The following is a 22,402-nucleotide window of genomic DNA, read 5'->3' as shown; positions in this document are numbered from 1 at the left end:
CGGAAATGGGCCGCCGCTTGCTCCTCACGTTAATCCCTGCGCTCGCACTCGTCGTTGGTTGTGGCGACGACATCCCCGGTGAGTTCGACACCGCCTCGTCGCAGGGCGACGGCTCCGGGACCGCAACGGACACGGGAGCCCCGGCCGACCTGCCCGAGACCGGCGGCCAAGAGACCAGCACCAGCACCGGCGACGGTGACGGCGACGGCGACCCCGGGGGCGACGGCGACGGCGACGGTGATCCCGACCCAACCGGCGGTGCGTCGGTGTGTGGCGACGGCGTGGTCAACCCCGGCGAGCAGTGCGACACCGACGACCTCAAGGGCCAGACCTGCGAGCTGCTCGGCTACGCGTCGGGCATCCTTGCTTGCGACCCGGTGACCTGCACCTACGACGCCTCGGACTGCATCGTCGACATGGACGGCGGCAGCGGCGGCGGCACGACGGGCTAGGGGTGGGGGGTTTTAGACCCCCACAGGCGGCTTCGCACTTTTTTTAGACCCCCACGGGGAGTTTGGCACTTTGCCATGCACGGCCGCTTCGCGTCCGGTCGGTCGCTGGCGCTCCCTCGATGGGCTGGGCCGTTTGTGCGCGGTGGTATGTGTGGCCCCCCTAAAAGGGGGCTCTAATGCGTTTGGAGCGGGGCGTTGGGTTGGGGCGGGGGCTCTAGCGCGTTTGGAGCGGGGCGTTGGGTTGGGGGCTACTCGGGGTTTGTTGCGAACCAGCGGTTCCAGTGGCGGGCGCAGGTTGGGTAGGTCTTCTCGATGTTCTGTTCGGCCGTTCGCTCGAGTAGGCCGCCGACGCCGAAGATCGAGCAGTCGACGGTCATCTCGGTTCGCCAGCGCATTCGGGCTTGGCCGATCGGCTCGGCCCACATGGTGCCTCGTAGCTTCATGCGCTCGCCGAAGATGTTGGTGCGGTTGCGAAACTCGAAGCGCTCGGTGGTGCGATCGAATCGGCCCCACTCCTGGTAGCCGAGCTGCTCGCCGATCAGCTTGGCGGCCTTGCCGGAGATCTCTAGCTTGGGTTGGGCGGAGAGGTTGCGGATCAGCTCGCGCTCGTCGGTGCGAAACTCGGTGATCTGGGGGGCCGCCCAGCCCAGCCCGCGCTCGAAGGTCTCGCGGGTGAAGTCGTCGTCGAAGTACAGCTGCCAGAATCGGGCGGGGGTGCAGTCGAGCTCGAGGGAGATTTCACAGCGCCGCATCGGGGGCTTCTATACTCGAATCACTCGGTGTCTCGATACTCGTCGTAGCGGATCGCGACGATTGTCAGCTCGAGGTCACCCTTGGGCCGCCGGACGGTCACCTCGTCGTCCACGCGCTTGCCAAGCAGCGCGAGGCCGATCGGCGACACCACGCTGATCTTGCCCAGCTTCACGTCCCACTCGTCGCTGCCGACCAGCTGCCAGGTGTTGTGCTCGCCGTCCTCGTCCTCGACGGTCACGTGGGCGCCGAAGTAGATCTTGCCGTCCGTTGGTGAGGCGCGAACGATCTCGAGCGCCGCGAGCCGCTTGTTGAGCCAGCGGACCCGACGATCGATCTCTCGCAGGCGTCGCTTGCCGTACTGGTACTCGGCGTTCTCGGACCGATCACCCTGCGCGGCCGCGGCGGTGACCTCCTGGGTCACCTGCGGGCGCTCGACCTTCCACAGGTGCTCGAGCTCCGCCCGCAGCACAGCGTAGCCGGCCGGCGTGATCTTCTTGTCGAGCTCAGCCATGTGGAGAGGGGAGGGGCGTGAAGCCCCTCGTTCGAGGTCCAGGGGCTACGGCAGCGCGCCTTCGTCGATCCACTGCTCGATCAGCGCGATGGTCTCCTCGGGCAGCGGCGTCGCGTTGGCACCGGCCGGCATCGAGCCGCCCATGCCACCAAACTCCATCTGGGTCCCGCGCAGCTTCGCGACGATGTAGCTGTTGGCCGAGTCGCCGGCCGCGACGAAGGTCTTCCCGGCCGCTTGCGACGTGGTGGCGCCGATCAGGTTGTCGGTCGCGTCGCCGCTGAGGTCGAGCGCCGCGTACACGCCACCGGGCATGTGGCAGCCCTGCGCACAGTTGGCGTCCCAGATCGGCTGGATGTCGGCAGCGTGGGACAGCGCGGCGTCGCCGTCGCCGTCGCCGGTGGTGTCGCCGTCGCCGTCGCCGGTCGTGTCGTCGGTGGTGTCGGCGTCGCCCATGTCGTCGCCGCCATCACAAGCGAGCGCGCTCGAACCCAGTGCCAGAGTAAAACCGAGCGCCGCCGTGCGGATGCCAGAGCGATTGAGAAGGCTGTTCATGTGCCCCCGTTATCACTCTCGCGGCTCGGCTTGCAAGAACTCATGATCTGCAATGATGAAAATGAAATTCAATGTATGCTCCAGCGTGCCGCGGACGCGATCTGGGTTGCTGATGCTTCTGGCGATGTGTGCTGGTTCGGCCGGTTTTGGCTGTACGCGGGATGCCGCCGAGCCACCCGACCCAGCCCCAACGCGCGAAGTGCAGGCTGACGAACCGCCCGACCACCTCGACGGGTATGAGCCGCAGCTGCCGAGCGCCCCGCTCGAGGCGGCCGCCAGCGGCTATGAGCTACTCACTGTCGGTCACGGCCCAGCCGAGGTGCTGCGGTTTGGCCCCACGCCCGGACAGATCGAGGCGTTCGCGCTGACGATGGTGATGCGCATGGAGATCACCGGCCCCGGGGTGGCGCCGATCGTCCAGAATTTGCCGCCACTCCAACAGATCAACCGCGCGCGCACGATCTCGGTCAGCGAAGACCGGGTCGAGATCGGGCTCGTGTGTGAGCGCTTCTTGGTCGCTGACGCAGGCGCGAACACCCAGATGGGCGCGATGATGCAGGCCTCGATCGAGCAGATTGCTGGGTTCGAGCAGACCCTGGTCTACGACCACCGCGGCGCGGTGATCGAGGGGGCGCTGGCCAGCCCGGCCGACGCGAGCCCGCAGCTGACCCAGACCTTCGAGGCGATGCGCCAGACCTTCGAGCAGATCATGGTCCAGTTCCCCGAGCCAGGCGTGGGGACCGGGGCGATCTGGCGAGACACGCACGCGCTCGCCAACAACGGGATCGAGCTCGAGCAGACCTCGCAGTTCGAGCTCGTCGCGCGCGAGGGCGACCTGCTCACCCTCGACCTCCAGGTCAGTCGGCGGCCGCTCACTGACAAGTTCACGCCGCCCGCAAGCCAGGCGGGGGCCGAGGTCTCGCTGCTGAGCTTCGACTCGCGCGGCGCGGGCCGGATCGTCTACGAGCTCGCCAACATGATGCCGATCGCGGCCCACACCAAGAGCGCGACCGCGTTCACGGTCGAGGCGACGATCGCCGGGCGCGAGCAGCAGCTCACGACCAAGCTGGACATCGAGCTGAAGGTCGAGCGGCTCGACGCGCCCCGCCGCGAGCTGCCCTGAGCGCCGTCAGCTGTCTGCTGGGTTGGTTCACATCGTCTGCATCCAAAACCACACCGGGATGTCGACGCCCGCTTCGAGCTTGGGGGCGTCGACGTCGGCGAACTCGAGCACGCCGTGGACGCAGGCGTTGCCGTAGACGTCGCCCAGGGTGCCCGCGCTGACCTGCACGGCCCCGCGTTCACCGCGAGATAGCTCGACGTGGAAGGTCAGCCGGGCGGCGTCGGTCGGGCTGCGCGCGAGCACGTCGGCGTAGCAAGCCTCGAGCGCGGGGCGGACGTCGGCGACCAGCTCGCGAGCGAATCGCCGCGCGGCTTTTCGGTCGGCGCGGCTGTCGGCGCCGCGGACGGAGATCGTGCCTGCCCGCACCAGCGGGCGGCGCTGCTCGGCCTCGGGCTCGTCGAACAGCGACCCGCCCACGCTGCTGCCGCTGCGAAAGTAGGCCTGCACGCGGGGGTGGTCGAGACCCGGAAACAACCAGTCGGGCCGCTTCTGGGTTCGCACGATGATCTCGATCGGCTCGCCTGCTTCGCTGTCGCAGCGCTCGGCCCCTTCGCAGGCGTCACGCTCGGGTGGCCCGGCGGCCAAAATTGGTGCGGCAAGCAGTGACAAGCTCAGCAGCGCGATCGATGGCATCGACATCGGGCGAGCAACGTGTGGTCTTCCCTTCACTTTCAGCGCCGCGTGTTGGGTCGGCGCTGGATTCGTGGTCGAAGCGGGGCCCAATCGTCTGGAGCTTGGGCGCGGCGCGTGATAACCAACGTTCTGCATCCCGGTGGCCGTGGCTCGACCAGTTGTCGTGCGCGCAGGTTCGAGCGAGTGACGGGGTCCTCGCGTTGACGGCCTGAGACACGCGTCACCCTTCCCACAACTGCGAACGCGGCCTGGTTGCCGGGATGCAACCTCACTGGCCAAATGTGCCGCTCGGTAGCCGGCTCGCGCATGCGATAATTGGCGCGAGTCAGCTCTGGATGCGCCGTCCCTTCAACCGCTTGTTCTTGCTGTTCGGCTTCTTGGTCATCACGCTGATCCTGGCGGCGAGCGGCTACATGCTGGGCATGCGCCACCTCGAGGGCCAAGAGCGCGACTTTTGGAGCAGCCTCGAGTGGGCCAGCGAGACCCTGACGACGACCGGCTACGGCAATGACTCGCACTGGGAGAGCCCGTTCATGGTCGTGTTCGTGGCCGCCGTGCAGTTCTTCGGGCTCATGGTCACGCTGTCGATCGTCCCGCTGGTGTTGATCCCGTGGTTCGAGAGCCGGTTCGAGGCGCGCCTGCCCTCGGCGCTGCCCGTGCTCGACGACTTCGTGCTGGTGTATCGCTGGGGGCCCGCGGTCTCGTCGTTGGTGGTCGACATGGGCAGTCAGAGCATCCCCGCGGTGATCCTCGAGGAGAACGAGTCGCGCGCCCGGTGGCTGCGGGAGAAGGGCCACCGGGTCGTCTACGCCAGCCTCGAGGAGGGGCAGCTGGATCTCGCGGGGGTCGAGCGCTGCCGGGCGATCATCGCCAATGGCGAAGATCACGACAACGCGGCGGTCATTGCGATCGCGCGCCAGCGCGGGTTCACGGGCCAGATCTTCGCGCTGGTCGACACGCCCAAGCATCGCCGGCCGATCATCTTGTCGGGCGCCGACGCGGTCTACAGCCCGATGCACTCGCTGGCCGCGGGCCTGGCCGCGAAGGCGAGCGAGCGGATCGCTCCGCGGGTCACGGGCGTGCAGCTGCTCGGCGACGACGTCGAGATCGCCGAGCTTCGGATCCAGCCCACCTCCAAGGTCGCCGGCAAGAGCCTGGCCGAGATCGACCTGCGGCGCATGACCGGCGCGACGATCGTCGGCCAGTGGTACGGCGGCGACTTTCACGGCCAGCCCAGCCCCCACACCACGCTCGAGCCTGGCGCGATCGTGGTCGCGCTGGGCACCGATGACGCCCTGGCCAAGCTCGGCGAGCTGGCCACGCCGCTCGATCGCAGCGGTCCGCTGCTGGTGATCGGGTTCGCCGAGGTCGGGCAGAAGCTGGTCGAGATGCTCGAGAGCGTGGGGGAGAGCGTGATGGTCCTGGCCCGCGAGCCGCACGAGCGCCTGGATCAGTGCGGCGACGCCCTGGATCGACAGGTGCTCGAGGACAGCGGTCTGCGGCGTGCGCGGGCGGTGATCCTCGCGTTCTCGGACGACAGCACCACGCTGTTCGCGGTCACGATCATCCGTGACCTCGCGCCCGACCTGCCGATCATCGCCGCGGTCGATCGCGCCGACAACATCCCGCGCGTGCACCGGGCCGGGGCTGACTTCGCGCTGTCGATCTCACAGGTCACCGCGCAGCTGCTCGGGCACAAGCTGTTCGGCGAGCAGTTCATCGCCGTCGAGCCCCGGATCCGCGTGTTCGAGGCCACGTCCACCCCGTTTGTTGGCTTGACGCTGGGCAACGCCCGGATCCCCGAGCGGACCGGCTGCACCGTGGTCGCGCTCGAGCGCTACAGCAAGACCGTGACCGAGCTCGGGGCGGGGCTGACCTTCTCGGTGGGGGATGGGATCTTCTTGTGTGGATCCGGCGAGGCCCACGATCGCTTCTTTGCCGAATTTCCAGCCGCCAGGCCGGACTAGATCGCTCGCGCTCAGTTGTTACAAGCACAGTTCGCGTGGCAGGCCGCGTGCATCCAGTTCGGGTCCGGTGCCTGTCCGTCGGCGCCCCAGTTCGTGTTGTTGTCCGTCGACGAACACTCGATGTTGACCCAGTTGCCGCGGTTGGCCTTGTTCGGCCAAAACAGCATCCCGGCCGCGTTGCCAGTGTGCTGGGTGGCGGCGGCGTCAAACCCACCGTGGTCGGCGCAGACCTGCGTGCAGCTCATGTTGACCGCCCCGGCCGTGTACCAGCAGCCCTCGATGCCGTTGCCGGGATCGAGCAGGGTGCCCGCGCACAGGGCCACGCAATCGTTGGTGCAGCCGTCGTCGTCGACGTCGTTGCCGTCGTCGCACTCTTCGACGTCGGCGAGCGTGAACCCGTCGCCGCAGTACGCTGGCTCGCAGCTGCTCGGGCACGCGTCGTCGTCGAGATCGTTGCCGTCGTCGCAGGTCTCCATCCCGTCATAGACGTGCCCGTCGCCGCACACGTTGGGCACGCACACGGTCGGTAGGCACGCGTCGGTGGCGAGCTCGTTGCCGTCGTCGCACTGCTCCACGCCCGCTTGCAGGTAGCCGTCGCCACAATACGCGAGCTCGCAGGCCGGGCAGTTGTCGGTCGTGTCGGCGTTGCCGTCATCACACTGCTCGCCGGCCTGCACGACTCCGTCGCCGCAGCTGCCGGGCATGCACATGCTGTTGCACGCGTCGGCGTCGTCGTCGTTGCCGTCGTCGCAGTCTTCGACGCCCTCGTGCACGAAGCCGTCGCCGCAGGTCGCGGCCAGGCAGCCATCCACGCAGTCGTCGGTGTTCAACGCGTTGCCGTCGTCGCACTCTTCGAAGTTGACGTACACGTAGCCGTCGCCGCAGGTCGCAATGTTGCACTCGGGGGTGCACTGGCCGTCCGCCGAGTTGCCGGGGCCAAGGTCGCACTGCTCGCCGGCCTGGACGATGCCGTCGCCGCAGCTGGTGTCGCCGTCGCCGTCGCCTGTGTCGCCGTCACCTGTGTCGCCGTCGCCTGTGTCGCCGTCACCTGTGTCGCCATCGCCGTCGCCGGTCTCGGCGGTCGTGAACTCTCCGAAGGTCCCGCCAGGTTCGGCGGCAGGGGTGCAGGCGAGCGCGAGGGCGAGGACGGTGGCTAGGGAAAGCTGAGGGCGAACCATGCTGGCGATTTTGCCATGAGGGCGGTGCGTGAGCGGGTCAATCTGGGCGGCGCGGTGCCCACGTGGTGCGACTGACAGGTCGCGTTTGTAGCGGGCGCCGGGTAGGTTGCGGCCAGCGATGATCTACCCCCACACCAACGAGACACAGACCCGCTGGGATCGCGGCGACTACAAGGTCCAGCTCAACCTCCCCAACAATCCGCGGCCGATGGGGTTTTGTGACGGCACGGCCGCCGACCTCGCGGAGCTCGAGGCGATCGCTCAGGCCGAGGGGGCAGGCAGCGCGCGGATCGAGAAGAAGGTGCTCAAGACTGGCCGGGAGATCTGGACGCTCTACGGCGAAGAGTGAGCGTTGGTTGACTGACGAGCTCAGCGACGCTCGAGGTACGCGATGATCACCACCTCCAGCCCCCAGATGAACGGCAGCGATCGCAGCTGCGCCCGGGTGACCACCGCGCCACGCTCACCCTCGAACACCGGCGCGCGCCCGAGCTCCTCGAGCTGCGCGTCGGTGATCGCGACCTCGAACAGCGAGTAGGCGAAGCGGGTCGGACCGACGGTGTGTTGGCCGACCAAGCACGGGCCGGCCGCGAGTAGAGCCCGGGCCGCGTGCTCGAGCTCCTCGACCAGCTCGCGCGCGAGCGCGAGCGCGGGCGCCTCATCGGGCTCACACGAGCCGCCGAACAGGCTGTAGGCCCTGGGGTAGTGGGGGTAGCTCGCGTCCTTTTGCTGGACGTAGAAGCGGGTGCGGGCGTGGTTGCTGACGATCAGGCCGACGCCATGGTGCGCGGTGGTTGTCACGGCATGCAGGCGGCCAGGCCGTTGCCAGGCTGATTGCAGGTGTCGAGGTTCATCTCGGCGACGACGCTCGGGAGGCATCCGTTGACATCGGCCTTGATGTAGAACTCTCCGCTGCACCAATAGGGGCTCGCGGGCGGGTCGCACTCGAACTCTGGCAGGCAGCCGTCGTAGGTCGGTGGCTCGATGCAGTACCCGTCATTGGGTAGTTGCTGCAGTGGCTCGTAGTAGACCGGTATGCAGCCGTCGGTGGTCTCGCACTTCGCGGGGCCGAGTCCCATGCATGGCATGTCGTTGCCGGTGTCCGTCGAGCCGGTGTCCGTCTCGGTGCTGCCGCCGTCGCCGTCACCGTCGCCCGAGTCGCTGTCGCTGGTGGTGTCGCCGTCGCCGTCGCCCGGGTCGCCGTCGCCTGGGTCGTCGTCGCCCGCGTCGAGATCGTTGCTGTCGGTCTCGGCGTCCGTCGGGTCGCCGTCGCTGGCCTCACCCACGCTGTTGCGCGCCTCGTCGAAGGCCGGGTTGTCGAGCTTGCAGCTGAGCGCGAGCGCCCAGACGGGGAGCCACGCGCACCAGTGAGGACGCCATGCCATGGCCAGAGTCTAGCAGCCTGGACTGCGGCGCGGCTCACAAGACGTAAAATCCACGGTGGTCCGATCCAATCCGGGCCGGACACACCGTGGGCATCAGCTAGTCGCAGTTACTCACACACGAGATCGCTGTACTCGAGCGGCACCTCGTCAGCGCCACCGACCACGCCGTCCGTTCCCGGATCACCCGCGAAGCTCTGGCCAGTCATCGGCGCGACGCCGCCAGCACCACCAAGCACCTCGACCGTACCGGCGAACGCCTCCACGCCAAACAGCTTGACGCGGCCGCCACCGCCACCGCCACCGGCCCAGCCCCAGGTGTTGTCGCCCTGGAAGCCGAGCGCCTCGCCGCCGTGACCACCAGTGGCCACCAGCGTCCCCGAATCGGCGCCCTCGATCATGCCGCCCGCGATCACGATCGAGCCACCGGAGCCACCACCTCCGCCGGGCCGGTAGCCGCAATTGCTCGCGTCCGGATCCGGCTGCTGGCCGGCGGCGGAGATCGTCCCGTCAACGGTGACGGTGTCGTTGGCTGCGAGGATGATCGCAGCACCACCCGCGCCGCCGAACGCCCCAGCGTTGGTGCAGCCAGACGAGTTCCCGCCCGCGCCGCCGCCGGAGCCCATGTCGGCGTCGGGTCCGTCGTCGGTGCCATAGCCTGGCCCCGAGGCGCCCTCACAGTGGCCCAACACCGCTTGGGAGCACAGGCCACAGGCGTTGTCGTTGCCCCAGCTGTTGTTGGGGGTGCCGCCCATGCCCGCATACGCAGCACCCGTGCCACCTTGACCGACCGATTGCCCAGGGCCGCCACCGCAACCGGGCCCCATGCCACCGCCGCCGAACCCACCCGTGTTGGCGGCCCCGCTCGGCGCACCCCCGGGTTGTCCGGCTGCGTCGCCGTTGATCCAACCAGTGTCGGCGACGAGAATTGAACCCACCGCCTTGATGCTGAGCACCCCGCCGATCATGCCGTCGAAGGGCGTGACGGTCACGCCGCCGTAGATCCGAACTTCGTCGAAGCACAGGTCCCCGTCGAGCTCGACCTCGACGCCCTCGGGCACGTACAGGATGCCTTCCGTGATCGCCTCTTCGTCGCACCAATCGCCGACCATGTCGTTGTCGACGTCGCCCTGGTTCGGGTTGGCGACGAACTCGCAGTTGTCGCAGAGATCGCCCGACCCATCGAGGTCGCCGTCGAGCTGCTCGGGGTTGGGTGTGTCGATGCAGTTGTCGACGTCGTCGAAAATGCCGTCCATGTCTGCGTCGAGATCGCCGTCGCCGTCGCCGTCCCCGTCGCCGTCGCCGTCCCCATCGCCGTCGCCGTCGCCGTCGCCGTCCCCGTCGCCGTCGCCGTCTCCATCGCCGTCGCCGTCTCCATCGCCGTCCCCGTCTCCAGGATCGCCGTCCCCGTCTCCGGGATCGCCGTCGCCGTCGCCGTCGCCGTCGCCGTCGCCGTCGCCGTCCCCGTCCCCGGTTTCAGTCCCGGTGGCGCCGCCGACATCGGTGGTGGCGTCGTCGGTACACGCTGGCACCCAACAAAGACCCAGAGTCGCGAGCACGGCGGTTGTTACGCAATATCGTTTCATTGCCGCCATTTTAGTGAGTGCGCGAACCACCTACCAACACTTCGCCAAAAAATCTCTGCGACCGTCGGTTGGCTCCATCCAACTCGACGACCAGAACCTGTCTGCGCTGGCCATGGCCGAGCACGTATCCAGCGGGAAACCGCGGCAACGGCGGTCGCCGAGGCTGCGAGCGTCGACGTCACTGCGCCGCTATCGCTCATGGCGATTTCCAGCGATAACCACCCAGTCATCAGGTCGGGTTCGAGCGCTTCGCGCCAGGGACATCAACCCCAACGACCTGCCAGCCGGGTCCCAATCGCGCGTGACGACCTCGATGAGGACGACTGCTCCGTGCTGATTCTGCGAAGTCGACCCTGGCCAACTCAGAATTCGGGCATGATGCTGAACACGCAGTCGAGCTCGACCCGGTCGATGCCGCTCTGCATGTTCTGCTCGAAGGTGAGCACCCGGCAGTCGGCGTCGTAGAGCCCGCTGGGGTCCCAAACGTCGGGGAAGACCACGTCCTCATTGATGAACGTGACATCATAGTGATCGTAGCTAATAGGCGGATCGTCGACGCACGAGTCGATGAAGGTCGGCGCCGGACAGTCTTCGCCGCAGTCCGTATTGAACACGTAGAGGTTACCGGACAGCGCGTACACGCAGGACGCCTCACCATGTTGCCAGCGAGGGACGCTCACGGCATAGCCACCGCCGGCCGTTCCGATTGATTGATCGATGAAGCGCGCGACGCCGTCGTCCGCGTGGATCAGATCGAGGGTCGCGGACTGGGCCCAGGCGTCGGGGCGGTCCTCGCAGAATGTGTCGTAGGGCTCGCAGTAACCCTGATCAGTGATGTCCAGGGTCAAGGGCGCCAGCCAGGTGTCGAGCGACTCGCCGAAGGTTGCGAGCGCGTCCTCGGTGACCTCGAAGTCCTTCTCGACGTGGGCCGCGAGCATCGTCGCGTCGCTCGCTCGCCGGATGACTGACCAGCGATTCCAGCACCCGATCGGGTTCTCGCCACAGGCCCAGGCGTGGCCGAAGACTCGCAGCTCGGTGCCCGGGGCGTACTCCTGGGTCATCAGCTCGAAGTTGGGGGACCGAAGCCGAATGCGTAGATCGGGCTTGTTGTCGAATGCCGGTTCGCCATCGCCATCGCCGTCGCCATCGCCATCGCCATCGCCGTCACCATTGCCGTCACCGTCACCGTCGCCATCGCCATCGCCATCGCCATCACCGCTGGTCCCGATGGCAGTGTCGGTGCTGGTCTGCGCGTTGTCGGTCGTGGTCGAGCTGACCAGGTCGTCGGAACACGCGCCGATGCCTCCCACAGCCAGCCCCGCGGCAGCCCAGGCGCCCCAACCAAATTTCTTCGCCATCCAGTAATTCTATCAGATCGCTCGGGGACACGACGAACTCCACGCTGTCCGCGATCTGGCAGCCACGTCGGCGAGGTCGAGCGACTCGGGCACTTTACACTAGGTTTACCGGTCGCTGAGCCGTTCGCCCGTGTTCCAGCGGACACTCGACCCACCGGATGTCGAAGCTCAAGCCGTTCCTTGGTCGCGCTGTCACATTCCTCGGGCTCACCGGGCTGGGCGTCGGCGTGTATGTCTGGCTGACCGCATCGGGCGAGTCGCCGCGGGCGAGGACCAAGGGCGAGCGCGGCCAGCCCGTGCGGGTCGTGGTCGTCAACGAGGTCGCGGCCGTACCCCGTGTCACCGGCTACGGCGAGGTCGCAGCTTCGCGCAGCTGGCAGGGCGTCGCCGAGGTCGGAGGCACGGTGATCGAGATGCACGCCGACGTGCAGGTCGGTCGCATCATCCGCGAGGGCACCGTGCTGTTCGAGATCGACCCCGAGGAGCTCGAGCTCGAGAAGCTGCGGACGGTCGCCAGCGCCAAGGGCGTGCGGGCGCAGATCGCCGAGCTCGAGACCCGCGAGCAGAGCACGCGGGCCAGCCTCGCGGTCGAAGCCAAGGTCCTGGCCCTGGCCGAAAAAGAGCTCGAGCGAACCCAGGTGCTCTACCGGCAAGGCAACGCCGCGCAGAGCGAAGTCGAGACCGCCGAGGGGGCCGTGCTCGGGGCCGAGAAGTCAGTCGTGGCGCTGAAGAACACGCTCGAGGAGCTGCCCGCCGCGCGACGGGTCCTGCGGGCCCAGCTCGAGGAGGTCAACGCCGGCGTGACCGGGGCCGAGATCGTGCTCGCGCGCACCAAGATCGTCGCGCCCTTCACGATGCGCCTGCGCGAGCTCAACGTGACCACCGGCCAGAGTGTGTCGAGCGGCCAGATCGTGGTGGTCGGTGAGGGGCTCGACGTCCTCGAGGTGACCGCGCGACTTCCGATCGGCGGCATCGATCCGCTGCTGCCCGAGCGACCCGAGCGTCCGCCACCCGATCCCGAGCCCGATGCGGAGCCCGACTCGGAGCCCGATTCAGAGCCCAATTCGGAGCCCGATGCGGAGCCCGATCCCGAGCCCGATTCGAAGCCCGACTCGCCGAGCGACCCCGAGCCGGCGCCGCCTCCCGTCGCGCGGACCGGCGGCGGCTGGTTCGAGCGCATCGCTGACGCGGTCACTCCTGTGGTTCGGCTGCGCATGGCTGGCGTCGACGCGACCTGGCCTGCGCGCTTTAGTCGGTTTGCGGGCGTCGATCCCTTGTCGCGCACGACCGGTGTGGTGGTCGAGCTCGATCGCAGCCAGCGACGGTCGGGCTCCAACGACGTGCGCTTGTCCTCGGGCATGCACGTGGCGGTCGAGTTCTTCGGGGCGCCCAAGCCCGGCTGTCTGGCGGTCCCGATCGAGGCTGTCCACGACGGCGTCGCCTACGTGGTGGTCGACGACGACCACCTCGAGCTGCGCACGCTCGAGATCGACTGGGCGCAAGAGGACTTCGTATGCGTCGGCTCGGGCCTCAGCCCGGGCGACCAGGTGATCATCAGCGACGTGTCCCCGGCCGTCGATGGCATGCGGGTGGTCCCGACCGTCGATCGCTTCGAGACCGAGCGCCTCGCCGGTCTGGTTGGATCCAGCGAGGACCCGTCGTGATCGCGTATTTCGCCCGGCACCCCACGGCCGCCAATCTGTTGATGGGGATCTTGCTGCTGCTCGGCGTCCTCGCGCTGCCGGACCTGCGCCGCGAGACCTATCCCGAGTTCGAGGCCGACGCGATCCAGGTTCGCGCCTCGTACCCGGGCGCCGACGCCGAGACCATGGACGAGACCGTGGTCGCGCGAGTCGAGGACGTGCTCGGCGGCATGGAAGGGGTCGCCTCGGTCAACGCCAGCGCGCGCGAGGGCTCGGCCACGGTCACCGTCGAGCTCGCGGACGGGGCTGACATCGACGCGGTCCTGACCGAGGTCAAGTCGGCCGTCGACACGATCAATGACTTCCCGACCGACATGGACGAGCCGACGGTCACCGCCCAGTCGCGCTCGCGCAGCGTCGCCACGATCGCCGTGACCGGGCCGATGTCGGGCCAGGACCTCAAGCTCTACCTCGAGCGACTGAAGCGGCGGCTGCTCACCGACCCCGACGTCTCACAGGTCAGCATCGCCGGGTTCTCGCCGCATCGCCTGCAGGTCTCGCTCGACCAGGCCGCGCTGGCCCGCTATGGCCTGGACATCTCTGCGGTCGCGGATGCGATCGCGGTCCAGAGCCTCGACAGCCCCCTGGGTGAGCTGCAGATGCGTGGCCGCACGCTGCTGGTCCGCTACCAAGACAAGCGGGTGACGCCGGCCCAGCTGCGGACGATCGTCGTTGCGACCGGAGACAGCGGCGCCGAGATCCTGCTTGGTGAGCTGGCGACGGTCAAAGACGCGTTCTCGGTCGAAGCGGAGCAGACCTACTTCAACGGTGAGCGGGCGGGGATGCTGGTGGTCAGCAAGGCCAGCAGCGAAGACAGCCTCGAGGTGTTCGCCGCGATCGAGCGCTTCATCGCCGAGCAGGAGCTGGTCAAGCCCGATGGCGTCGAGTTCTCGATCACCAACGACAGCACCTCGGTCATCGAAGACCGGCTCGGGCTGCTGATCGAGAACGGCGTGATGGGCCTGATCTTGGTGTTCTTCACGCTGTGGGTGTTCTTCGATCTGCGGCTCGCGTTCTGGGTCGCGGCGGGGGTCCCGGTCTCGTTCCTCAGCGCGCTCTGGGTCATGTCGATCACTGGCCAGAGCCTCAACATGATGACGATGATGGGCCTGCTGGTCGCGCTCGGGCTGCTGATGGACGACGCCATCGTCCTCGCCGAGAACGTCGCCACCCACCGGCAGGCCGGCAAGCCCGCGCTCGAGGCCGCGATCGAGGGGGTCAAGGAAGTCGCCGGTGGGGTCGTGTCCTCGTTCGTGACCACGATCTGCGTGTTCGTCCCGCTGTCGGCGATCGACGGTCGAATCGGGCGGACCTTGCAGGTGATCCCGGCCGTGCTGATCGCGGTGCTGGCGATGAGCTTGATCGAGGCGTTCTTGATCCTGCCCAATCACCTCGGTCACGCGTTGGGCCACGGGACTGGGCCCCAGTCGAAACCAAACCGGCTGCGCGTTCGGTTTGACGCAGGGTTCGCGGCCCTGCGCGAGCGCGGCCTCGGCTGGCTCGTCGACGGCGCGATTCGTCTGCGCTACGTCGCGGTCGGATTGGCGCTGGCTGCATTCCTCGCGTCGGTCGGCGCGGTCCAAGGTGGCAAGCTCCGCTACCAGGCGTTCCCGGACACCGAGGGAGACGTCGTCGAATTTCGCCTGGAGCTGCCGCCGGGTACCGCCCTCGACGCGACCAAGCGGGAGACCGAGCGCGTGATCGCGGCCGCCCAGCGGGTGTCGGATCGGCTGCGCCCCGAGCAACCCGACGAGCAGGACCTGGTCCTGAACACCTCCGTTCGGTTCAACTACAATTCGAGCGTCGACACCACCGGACCGCACGTTGCGACGGTGACCATCGACCTGCTCGGGGTGGAGGTCCGCGCGACCACGCTCGCCGAGTTCACCGAGGCCTGGCGCGAAGAGCTGGGTCCGATCCCCAACGCGATCGGGGCCAGCTTTGGCGCGGGCGGCCGCCGCGGACCGGGCGGCAACGCGATCGAAGTCCGGGTCCTGGGTCAGGATCTCGAGCGGCTCGACGAGGCGGCCGAGCGCGTCGAAGCGTGGTTCGCAGGGTTCTCGGGCGTGACCGATCTGAGCGACAACCTCGAGCTTGGCACCGCGCAGGTCCGGGTTCGGCTGCGGCCCGGCGTCGGGACGCCGGGCCTGACCGGCGCCAGCGTTGCGAGTCAGGTCAAGGCCGCGCTCGCTGGCGTGTCGGTCGAGACCCTCTACGAAGATGGCGAGGAGTACGAAGTGTTCGCCGAGCTCGAGCGGCACAATCGGGACACCGTCGCTGATCTCGAGGTGCTGCCGATCCTCCTCGCCGACGGAACTCGGGTCCCGCTCGGGTCCGTCGCAATCGTCGAGCAAAGCCGCAGCTACGGCAGCGTCAGTCGTCAGGCTGGCATGCGGACCGTGACCGTGACCGGCGGGCTCGACCGCGAGCAGCAGAACCTCGCCGCGCTCATGGCCCAGTTCCGCGAGCAAGGTGCGCCCGAGCTCGAGGCTGAGTTTCCCGACCTCGACTTCGTGGTCGGCGGCGAGACCGAGGACTCCGAGGCCACGCTCGGGTCAATGGCCCGCGGGACCGTGCTCGGCATGCTTGCGATCTTCGTGGTGTTGAGCCTGCAGCTGCGCACCTTGGTCGAGCCGGTCTTGGTCATGCTCGCCATTCCGTTCGCGTTCGTGGGGGTCGTTGTTGGGAGTCTGGCAATCGGCGCGCCGCTCAGCTCGCAGTCGATCATGGGGTTCGTGTCGTTGGCCGGTATTGTTGTCAATGACTCGATCTTGCTGATGCTGTTCATCAAGAAGGCGCGGGCCGAGGGAATGTCGGTTATTGACGCCGCCCGAACAGCGAGCCGCGACCGCTTTCGCGCCGTGCTGTTGACCTCGGCCACGACCATTGCCGGTCTGGTGCCGTTGATGTTCGAGACCAGTCGCCAGGCGCAGATGTTGATCCCGGTTGCGACGAGCATCGTGTTTGGGTTGCTGGCCAGCACGGTGTTGGTGCTGGTGTTGCTGCCTGCGGCGTACGTGCTGCTCGCGGATCTGGGTCTGGTCGGTTCGCGGGAGGGAGAGCGGCCTTCGTCCTGAGCGTGTCACCGGGGCAGTGCAGCCTGATAGACCTCATCCACAGCGATTGAGACGGCGAGAAATTCGATGCTCAACCGCTCGCCCGTGCTCGCCTCGAACAGCGACCAACCACCGTCATCTCGCCGGACGAAGAGCTCGAGCCGAGGCTCGTGCTGCGAGACCAGCAGGTAGCCCCGCAGCGACGGAATCCTGCGGTAGTGCGCAGCCTTCTGGCCCCGGTCGTACGCCTCGGTCGAGTCGGACAAGACCTCCACGAGCAACACCGGATTGACGAGGGCGAGCTCGCTCCGCTCGGAGGTCTCGGGCTCTCCGCAGACCACGGACACATCGGGGTAGGTGTCGAGGTCGGTCTCCTCGACGCGCACTCGAGCGTCGGACGAGAACACGCGACACGGCCCGCTGGCGAGCTCGCGGCTGAGCAGGTGGATGACCCGGCCGATCAGCCGAGCATGCTCGAGCGTCCCCCCCGTCATGGCGAACACTTCACCGCGCAGGTACTCGTGCTTCACGGTCGCGGCGCGCTCGAGCTCGCAATAGTCGGCGTAGGTCATCTGTTGGACTGAGGCACGCGCGCTCATGTGGTCAGTCTAGCAGGGCTGCTCAGCACGAGCGCTCATCCAGAACTTCGTCCGGATTGGGATCGCCACGCGGCCACCCACGGCAGCGGCAGCCACGCCGCGATCGCCGGACGGACGGCATGCGCCTGCGCGGTCAGTCGCCCGGCACCACCGCGACCGGGCACCTGGCCGCGGCCGCGAGTTCGCTGCTGACGCTCGACAAGAACAATCGCTCGACCGGACCGAGCAGACGCGAACCGGTAACCAACACCGCCGCGTCGTTGCTGCGCGCGAGCGCGAGCAGCATCTTCGCGGGGTCGCCCATGAACACGTGCTGGTCGGCGCTGATCCCCCTCGACAGCGCCCACGCGCGCAGCTTGTCCGCCGCCGCCTCGCGGGTCTGCGCTTGCAGCTGCTCCATGCTGGCGGTCGGGATGTACGACACACCCCAGCTGAACGCGGGGGTGCCGTGGGCCAACAGCAGCGGGCGCCCGAGCTTCGCGGCCAGCGTGTTGGCGAACGCGACAGCGGCGTCGCAGTGCTCGCTCAGATCGACGCCAACGATCACCGGTCCGCTCCCGATGTCAGGTTCGTCCGCGCTGCCGAAGTCCGGTGGGGTGACGATGATCGGAACCGGGAGCTTGCGCAGGAGCCTGCGCGTGACCTCACCGAGGCGCACGATTGGATCCTCGTCGCGCTTGGCCCGGCGACCGACGATCAGCGCGTCGACACCGAGCCGCCTGCTGACCTCGGCCAGCCCATGCTCGACCTCGTCATCTTCGACTAGCTCGACGCGGACCTGGGACTCGGCCAGCCCCTCGCGGGCCATGAGCCCCGCAACTCGGTTGGCGACCTTTTCGTTGATCTGCGCGGCCTCGGCGTGGGTGACCAATGGGTGCAGCAGCTCGTGGCTGGGCAGCACGTGGAGCCCAAGCGTGACGTCGCGGGGATCGGCGCGGGCCAGCACGGCCGCAAATCGCAGCGGCCCGAGGTGGTCTTCGTCGAGTTCGACGCCGATCGCCCACTTGAAGGGCGGTGGTTGTTCGCTGCTTGGCACCCACGCATGGTCGGATGGGTCGTCCTCTTCGTCCACCGGACCTCGACGTGTTTTTTGCGGGGGTGCTACCCCGTTTCTAGAGCACCAATCAGCTTGAATTCAAGCCTCCAGGCACAGCTGGGGCCGCTCCTGCCGTTGTCGACTCGGCGCTCGGAGTATGTCGGCCCCCGAGCGGTCGCGGTGCTCGCCGCGGTGCTCGAGGGCTGCATTGGTGAGACCCTCGCGGCCCCACCCGTTTTGCGCGGCTACCCCTTCATCTGCGCCTGCACGACCGTCAGCGCGACCATGTGCACGATCGCGTCGATCGAGCAGTCCCGCTCCAGCACCGAGATCGGCTTGGCCATCCCCAGCAGCACCGGCCCGACCGCCGGCACGTCGCCGAGCTCGCGGATCAGCTTGTACGCCACATTCCCGGCCTCGAGCGTCGGAAAGATCAACACATTCGCCGGCCCGTCCAACCGCGTGAACGGGTAGCTGTGCTTTTGCATGTTGTAGTCCAGCGCCACGTTGGCCTGCAGATCGCCCTCGACCTTCAGATCGGGCCGCCGCTCACTCAGCAGCCGGGTAGCGTGGGCGACCTTGTCGCTGGTCTCACCCTCCGCCGAGCCAAAGTTGGAGTAGCTCAGCATCGCCACCCGGGGCGTCACATCAAAGGTGTTCTTGGCCGAGTCGGCGACGATCTCGGCGATGTCGGCGAGCTGCTCGGCGTTGGTGTGCAAGTTGACGGTGGTGTCGGCGAAGAACAACAAGCCGCGCTTGTGCAGCATCAGGTACATGCCCGCGACCCGACGAACCCCGGGCGCGAGCCCGATGATCTGCAGCGCGGGGCGAATGGTCTCCGGGTAGGAGTACTGAATCCCCGAGACCAGACCGTCGGCGTCGCCGCGCTCGACCATCATGGTCCCAAAGAAGTTGTTGCGGCGCATGACGTTGAGCGCGAAGTGGGGGTCCACGCCCTTGCGTTGGCGCCGCTCGTAGAACTGCGTGGCGTAGGCTTGCAGGCGTGAGTCTGTCTGCGGGTTGATGAGCTCGTAGGCGCCGTCCTCGAGCTCGATGTCCTGCTTGGCCATGATCTCGCGGATCTTGTCGATGTCGCCGAGCAAGATCGGCCGACCCATGCGCTCGTCGATCATGATCCGACAGGCCTCGAGGACCCGCGGATCCTCGCCCTCGGGGAACACCAGGGTCTTGGGGTTCTGCTGGGCGCGGCGAATGAAGCGGCGCATGACGGCGGTCGAGCCACCCAGCAACGTTCGCATGCGCTCGCGGTAGGCGGGCTCGTCAAACGGGATCTGGGCGACGCCGCACTCGACGGCGGCCTTGGCCACGGCGGGCGCGACCCACTGGATCACGCGCGGATCAAACGGCTTGGGGATGATGTAGTTGCGGCCGAAGCTGAAGTCCTCGTTGTAGGCGCGGCTGACGACCTCGGGGACGTCTTTGCGGGCGAGGTCGGCGAGCGCGTGGGCGGCCGCCAGCTTCATCTCTTCGGTGATCGAGGTGGCCTGGACGTCGAGCGCGCCACGGAAGATGCCGGGGAAACCGAGCACGTTGTTGACCTGGTTGTCGTGGTCGCTGCGACCGGTGGCCACGATCGCGTCGGGCCGGGCCTTGCGGGCCTCGTCGTAGGGGATCTCGGGCTCGGGGTTGGCCAGCGCGAAGATGATCGGGTCCTTGTTCATGCCGGCCAGCATCTCGGGCTTGACGAGCCCGCCGACCGAGAGGCCAAGCAGCATGTCGGCGCCGTCGAGCGCCTCGGCCAGGGTCCGCTTGTCGGTCTCGCGGGCGAACTCCTGCTTGGTCGCGTCGAGGTTCTCGCGGCCGGTGTGAATGACCCCCTTGCTGTCGCACATCATCAGGTTCTTGGGGTCGACCCCAAGCGAGACGTAAAAGCGCGAGCAAGACACGGCCGAGGCCCCGGCCCCGCTGACGACGATCTTGATGTCCCCGAGCTTGCGCCCGGTCAGCTCCGCGGCGTTGAGCAGCGCGGCGCCAGAGATGATCGCGGTGCCGTGCTGATCATCGTGGAACACGGGGATCTTCATGCGCCGCTTGAGCTCTTGCTCGATGTAGAAGCACTCGGGCGCGCCGATGTCCTCGAGGTTGATGCCGCCGAACGTGGGCTCGAGCGCGGCGACGCACGCGATGAAGGCGTCGGGGTCCTTCTTCGCGTCGATCTCGAGGTCGAACACGTCGATGTCGGCGAACTTCTTGAACAGCACGCCCTTGCCCTCCATCACCGGCTTCGACGCGAGCGGGCCGATGTCGCCGAGCCCGAGCACCGCGGTGCCGTCGGAGATCACCGCGACCAGGTTGCCCCGCGCGGTGTAGAGGTTGACCTTGCTCGGGTCCTTCGCGATCTCGAGGCAGGGCTCGGCCACGCCGGGCGAGTACGCGAGCGACAGGTCGCGCTGACTCGTCAGCGGCTTGGTCGGGACGACGGCGATCTTTCCGGGCCGTCCTTGCGTGTGGTAGTCGAGGGCTTCCTTGCGGGTGAGCTTGGCCATCCGCGGCGCAGTCTATCAGGCCGGGTTCGCGGGCGGCAGCGCGGGTCGACCCGGGTTGGTGTGCGGACAGACCCGGGGATCAGGGCCCGTGCACGCCGTTACGCCGCGATCTGGGCTGCGCGGCATCCCGCACACTGGCGGCGCTCGTCGAGGGGTCGGTGCAGGGTTCGGGCGCTGCCGTCTGGTCGCGCGCGCGCGCTATGCTGCCGTTGCTGAGGACTACCGATATGAACCGTTACGCAATCTCGAGCCTAGTTTACCTGTTGATCTTCACCGCCTGCGCCGACGACCAAGTCGGTGACACCACCGTCGACACCCTGACGACCGACACCACGACCGCGGGTGATGGCGACGGCGACACCAACGAGTCCAGCGACAGCAACTCCGGTGATGGCGACGGCGACGGTGACCCGGGCGACGGCGATGGTGACCCGGGCGACGGCGACGGCGATCCCTCGGGTGATGGCGACGGCGATGGCGATCCCAGCGGAGACGGGGACGGAGACGGGGACGGCGATGGAGACGGCGATGGAGATGGAGATGGAGATGGCGACGGCGACGGCGATCCGATCCCGTCGACCTGCGAGCTCGCGCAGGCGGGGGTGAGCACGGTCGGCTGTCTGTTCTTTGGCGTCGATCTCGACACCCACGACCAGGTCGAGAACAGCCAGTTCGCGATCGCGGTCTCCAACGTGCAGCAAGACCAAGACGCCAACGTGGTGGTCGAGCGCAAGCAGAACAACAATTGGGTCAACGCCGCCGGTCCGGTCGCGGTTGGGGCCCTGGCGCTGCACACCTTCCCGCTGCCTGACCTCCACCACGACGACAGCGGCAAGCTGGTGGGTGGGGCCTATCGGGTGACTTCGGACGTGCCGATCATCGCGTACCAGTTCAACCCGGTCGACGGCTCGACCTCATTCTTGTCGGACGCCTCGATGCTGTACCCGGTCAGCGCCTGGGATCACCTCAACGACGTCGTTGGCTGGGTCTCGACCAACGATGGTCAGCAGCAGGGCGCCTACGCGACGATCGTCGCGGCCCACGACGGGACGGTCGTCGAAGTCACGCCCAGCGTGGCGACGCTCGGCGGCAACGGGGTCCCGGCTGGTCAGCCAAACGTGCCGTTTCAGATCATGCTCAACGAGGGCGACATCGCCGAGGTCATGACCAAGACCCAGAACGTGGGGCTCACGGGCACGCGGATCAACTCGGACCAGGACCACCCGATCGGCGTGTTCTCGGGCCAGGAGTGCGCGTTCATTCCAGCCAACGTGTTCGCGTGCGATCACCTCGAGGATCAGCTCTCGGGCAAGCGCCTGTGGGGGGAGCACTTCGTCGCCTCGCGGATGCCACCGCGGGTCCCCAACTCGCCCGAGACCACGCTCTGGCAGATCTACGCGTCCGAGGACGGCACCACCGTCACCCTCAACGCCGACATGGAGGTCACCGGCCTGCCCAACAGCCCGTTCAACATGAGCGCGGGCCAGCTCGTGCAGTTCTACGCGACCGGCGTCAACGCGGTGCCCGGTGACTTCGAGGTGGTCGCCAACCGGCCGATCGCGGTGGTCAACTACATGACCGGTGCGCTGAACGTGCAGAACAACTTCAACCAGGGTGACCCCGCCATGGTCCAGCTCAGCCCGGTCGAGCAGTACCTGCCGCGCTATGTGGTGTTGGTGCCGGGGACTTGGGTCAATGACTTCTTGGTGATCACGCGGGAGATGGACGCGGAGATCGTGCTCGACGGGCAACCGGTGCCGGACAACGCGTTCGTGCCCGTGGCCGACAGCGACTATGAGGTCGCGCGGGTCATGGTCGCCGACGGCGTCCACGTGATCGACGGCGGCATTCAGAAGTTCGCGGTCGTGGTGGTTGGCTACGACTCGTACGACAGCTACGCGTACCTGGGCGGGACCGGGACCGGCGTCATCAACCCGAACCCGCAGTAGCGACGCGACCGCGTGCGCTCGGTTGACCCGAGCGCAGCGCGGTCACGGTGGCTGGCC

Annotated in this window: 19 protein-coding genes; 7 read left to right on the top strand and 12 right to left on the bottom strand. The window is 67.8% G+C overall.

Features of this window, described 5'->3' with window-relative positions:
- The first annotated feature begins 17 nt into the window (after positions 1 to 17).
- Entirely contained in the window at positions 18 to 452 is a 435-nt protein-coding gene (locus tag ENSA7_RS02450) for a hypothetical protein (protein ID WP_146157243.1), read from the top strand.
- Positions 453 to 700: 248 nt separating this feature from the next.
- On the opposite strand, the gene ENSA7_RS02445 is transcribed toward ENSA7_RS02450, so the two are convergent.
- The 3 genes from ENSA7_RS02445 to ENSA7_RS02435 are packed head-to-tail and all read right to left on the bottom strand — an operon-like array spanning position 701 to position 2,268.
- Positions 701 to 1,204, bottom strand: coding sequence for a DUF2505 family protein (locus ENSA7_RS02445; protein ID WP_106087570.1), 504 nt, complete (start codon positions 1,202 to 1,204; stop codon positions 701 to 703).
- Between the two features lie 20 nt (positions 1,205 to 1,224).
- The gene (gene greB / locus ENSA7_RS02440) at positions 1,225 to 1,716 is read right to left on the bottom strand and encodes a transcription elongation factor GreB (protein ID WP_106087569.1); all 492 of its coding nucleotides are present in this window, start codon (positions 1,714 to 1,716) and stop codon (positions 1,225 to 1,227) included.
- Between the two features lie 45 nt (positions 1,717 to 1,761).
- Positions 1,762 to 2,268, bottom strand: coding sequence for a hypothetical protein (locus tag ENSA7_RS02435; RefSeq protein WP_146157242.1), 507 nt, complete (start codon positions 2,266 to 2,268; stop codon positions 1,762 to 1,764).
- A gap of 199 nt (positions 2,269 to 2,467) precedes the next feature.
- On the opposite strand from ENSA7_RS02435, the gene ENSA7_RS02430 reads away from it, so the two are divergent.
- Positions 2,468 to 3,391, top strand: a complete 924-nt coding sequence (locus ENSA7_RS02430; protein ID WP_106087567.1) for a hypothetical protein — start codon at positions 2,468 to 2,470, stop codon at positions 3,389 to 3,391.
- A 27-nt stretch (positions 3,392 to 3,418) separates the two neighbouring features.
- On the opposite strand, the gene ENSA7_RS02425 is transcribed toward ENSA7_RS02430, so the two are convergent.
- Positions 3,419 to 4,030, bottom strand: coding sequence for a hypothetical protein (locus tag ENSA7_RS02425; protein WP_106087566.1), 612 nt, complete (start codon positions 4,028 to 4,030; stop codon positions 3,419 to 3,421).
- 329 nt (positions 4,031 to 4,359) lie between these two features.
- On the opposite strand from ENSA7_RS02425, the gene ENSA7_RS02420 reads away from it, so the two are divergent.
- Positions 4,360 to 5,991: a potassium channel family protein gene (locus ENSA7_RS02420; RefSeq protein WP_181232987.1), complete on the top strand. Its 1,632-nt coding sequence runs from the start codon at positions 4,360 to 4,362 to the stop codon at positions 5,989 to 5,991.
- 11 nt (positions 5,992 to 6,002) lie between these two features.
- Here the strand turns inward: ENSA7_RS02420 and ENSA7_RS02415 are convergent, their stop codons facing one another.
- Positions 6,003 to 7,169, bottom strand: coding sequence for a DUF4215 domain-containing protein (locus ENSA7_RS02415; RefSeq protein WP_106087564.1), 1,167 nt, complete (start codon positions 7,167 to 7,169; stop codon positions 6,003 to 6,005).
- A gap of 118 nt (positions 7,170 to 7,287) precedes the next feature.
- On the opposite strand from ENSA7_RS02415, the gene ENSA7_RS02410 reads away from it, so the two are divergent.
- The gene (locus tag ENSA7_RS02410; protein WP_146157241.1) at positions 7,288 to 7,518 is read left to right on the top strand and encodes a hypothetical protein; all 231 of its coding nucleotides are present in this window, start codon (positions 7,288 to 7,290) and stop codon (positions 7,516 to 7,518) included.
- A 20-nt stretch (positions 7,519 to 7,538) separates the two neighbouring features.
- Here the strand turns inward: ENSA7_RS02410 and ENSA7_RS02405 are convergent, their stop codons facing one another.
- The 4 genes from ENSA7_RS02405 to ENSA7_RS02385 form a co-directional block, all read right to left on the bottom strand.
- Positions 7,539 to 7,970, bottom strand: a complete 432-nt coding sequence (locus tag ENSA7_RS02405) for an NUDIX domain-containing protein (protein ID WP_106087562.1) — start codon at positions 7,968 to 7,970, stop codon at positions 7,539 to 7,541.
- Positions 7,967 to 8,554, bottom strand: coding sequence for a hypothetical protein (locus ENSA7_RS02400; RefSeq protein WP_106087561.1), 588 nt, complete (start codon positions 8,552 to 8,554; stop codon positions 7,967 to 7,969). Before ENSA7_RS02400 ends, ENSA7_RS02405 begins: the two co-directional genes overlap by 4 nt.
- 107 nt (positions 8,555 to 8,661) lie before the next feature.
- Complete coding sequence (locus ENSA7_RS02395) at positions 8,662 to 10,110, bottom strand: hypothetical protein (RefSeq protein WP_181232985.1); 1,449 nt, start codon at positions 10,108 to 10,110, stop codon at positions 8,662 to 8,664.
- Positions 10,111 to 10,499: 389 nt separating this feature from the next.
- A complete protein-coding gene (locus ENSA7_RS02385; RefSeq protein ID WP_106087559.1) occupies positions 10,500 to 11,495 on the bottom strand; it encodes a hypothetical protein in 996 nt (331 codons plus the stop codon).
- 158 nt (positions 11,496 to 11,653) lie between these two features.
- Here ENSA7_RS02385 and ENSA7_RS43050 point away from each other — a divergent pair, with 158 nt between their 5' ends.
- Together ENSA7_RS43050 and ENSA7_RS02375 are read left to right on the top strand one after the other, a co-directional pair.
- Positions 11,654 to 13,159: an efflux RND transporter periplasmic adaptor subunit gene (locus ENSA7_RS43050; protein ID WP_181232983.1), complete on the top strand. Its 1,506-nt coding sequence runs from the start codon at positions 11,654 to 11,656 to the stop codon at positions 13,157 to 13,159.
- Complete coding sequence (locus ENSA7_RS02375; protein WP_181232981.1) at positions 13,156 to 16,275, top strand: efflux RND transporter permease subunit; 3,120 nt, start codon at positions 13,156 to 13,158, stop codon at positions 16,273 to 16,275. The genes ENSA7_RS43050 and ENSA7_RS02375 overlap by 4 nt, the downstream gene beginning before the upstream one ends.
- A gap of 5 nt (positions 16,276 to 16,280) precedes the next feature.
- Here ENSA7_RS02375 and ENSA7_RS02370 read toward each other — a convergent pair whose 3' ends face one another.
- From ENSA7_RS02370 to ENSA7_RS46295, 3 genes are all read right to left on the bottom strand, one after another.
- Positions 16,281 to 16,853, bottom strand: a complete 573-nt coding sequence (locus ENSA7_RS02370) for a Uma2 family endonuclease (RefSeq protein ID WP_106087557.1) — start codon at positions 16,851 to 16,853, stop codon at positions 16,281 to 16,283.
- A gap of 133 nt (positions 16,854 to 16,986) precedes the next feature.
- A complete protein-coding gene (locus ENSA7_RS02365; protein ID WP_146157240.1) occupies positions 16,987 to 17,889 on the bottom strand; it encodes a universal stress protein in 903 nt (300 codons plus the stop codon).
- 245 nt (positions 17,890 to 18,134) lie between these two features.
- Positions 18,135 to 20,396 carry an NADP-dependent malic enzyme gene (locus tag ENSA7_RS46295; RefSeq protein WP_106087555.1) on the bottom strand — a complete coding sequence of 754 codons (2,262 nt, stop codon included), beginning with the start codon at positions 20,394 to 20,396 and terminating at the stop codon, positions 18,135 to 18,137.
- A gap of 227 nt (positions 20,397 to 20,623) precedes the next feature.
- Here ENSA7_RS46295 and ENSA7_RS43045 point away from each other — a divergent pair, with 227 nt between their 5' ends.
- Entirely contained in the window at positions 20,624 to 22,345 is a 1,722-nt protein-coding gene (locus tag ENSA7_RS43045; RefSeq protein WP_181232979.1) for an IgGFc-binding protein, read from the top strand.
- Positions 22,346 to 22,402 lie beyond the last annotated feature (57 nt).

The sequence above is a fragment of the Enhygromyxa salina genome (genome assembly GCF_002994635.1).
GTDB classification, from domain to species: Bacteria; Myxococcota_A; Polyangia; order Nannocystales; family Nannocystaceae; genus Plesiocystis; species Plesiocystis salina_B.
Note: the sequence above shows the minus strand (reverse complement) of the source record. Positions and strands in the feature narration are given on the sequence as shown.

Coding starts and splice junctions, on each gene's coding strand:
- ENSA7_RS02425 (WP_106087566.1), bottom strand. CDS start 4,030: ATGTCGATGCCATCGATCGCGCTGCTGAGCTTGTCACTGCTTGCCGCA.
- ENSA7_RS46295 (WP_106087555.1), bottom strand. CDS start 20,396: ATGGCCAAGCTCACCCGCAAGGAAGCCCTCGACTACCACACGCAAGGA.
- ENSA7_RS02445 (WP_106087570.1), bottom strand. CDS start 1,204: ATGCGGCGCTGTGAAATCTCCCTCGAGCTCGACTGCACCCCCGCCCGA.
- ENSA7_RS02370 (WP_106087557.1), bottom strand. CDS start 16,853: ATGAGCGCGCGTGCCTCAGTCCAACAGATGACCTACGCCGACTATTGC.
- greB (WP_106087569.1), bottom strand. CDS start 1,716: ATGGCTGAGCTCGACAAGAAGATCACGCCGGCCGGCTACGCTGTGCTG.
- ENSA7_RS02410 (WP_146157241.1), top strand. CDS start 7,288: ATGATCTACCCCCACACCAACGAGACACAGACCCGCTGGGATCGCGGC.
- ENSA7_RS02435 (WP_146157242.1), bottom strand. CDS start 2,268: ATGAACAGCCTTCTCAATCGCTCTGGCATCCGCACGGCGGCGCTCGGT.
- ENSA7_RS02420 (WP_181232987.1), top strand. CDS start 4,360: ATGCGCCGTCCCTTCAACCGCTTGTTCTTGCTGTTCGGCTTCTTGGTC.
- ENSA7_RS43045 (WP_181232979.1), top strand. CDS start 20,624: ATGAACCGTTACGCAATCTCGAGCCTAGTTTACCTGTTGATCTTCACC.
- ENSA7_RS02400 (WP_106087561.1), bottom strand. CDS start 8,554: ATGGCATGGCGTCCTCACTGGTGCGCGTGGCTCCCCGTCTGGGCGCTC.
- ENSA7_RS02415 (WP_106087564.1), bottom strand. CDS start 7,169: ATGGTTCGCCCTCAGCTTTCCCTAGCCACCGTCCTCGCCCTCGCGCTC.
- ENSA7_RS02385 (WP_106087559.1), bottom strand. CDS start 11,495: ATGGCGAAGAAATTTGGTTGGGGCGCCTGGGCTGCCGCGGGGCTGGCT.
- ENSA7_RS43050 (WP_181232983.1), top strand. CDS start 11,654: ATGTCGAAGCTCAAGCCGTTCCTTGGTCGCGCTGTCACATTCCTCGGG.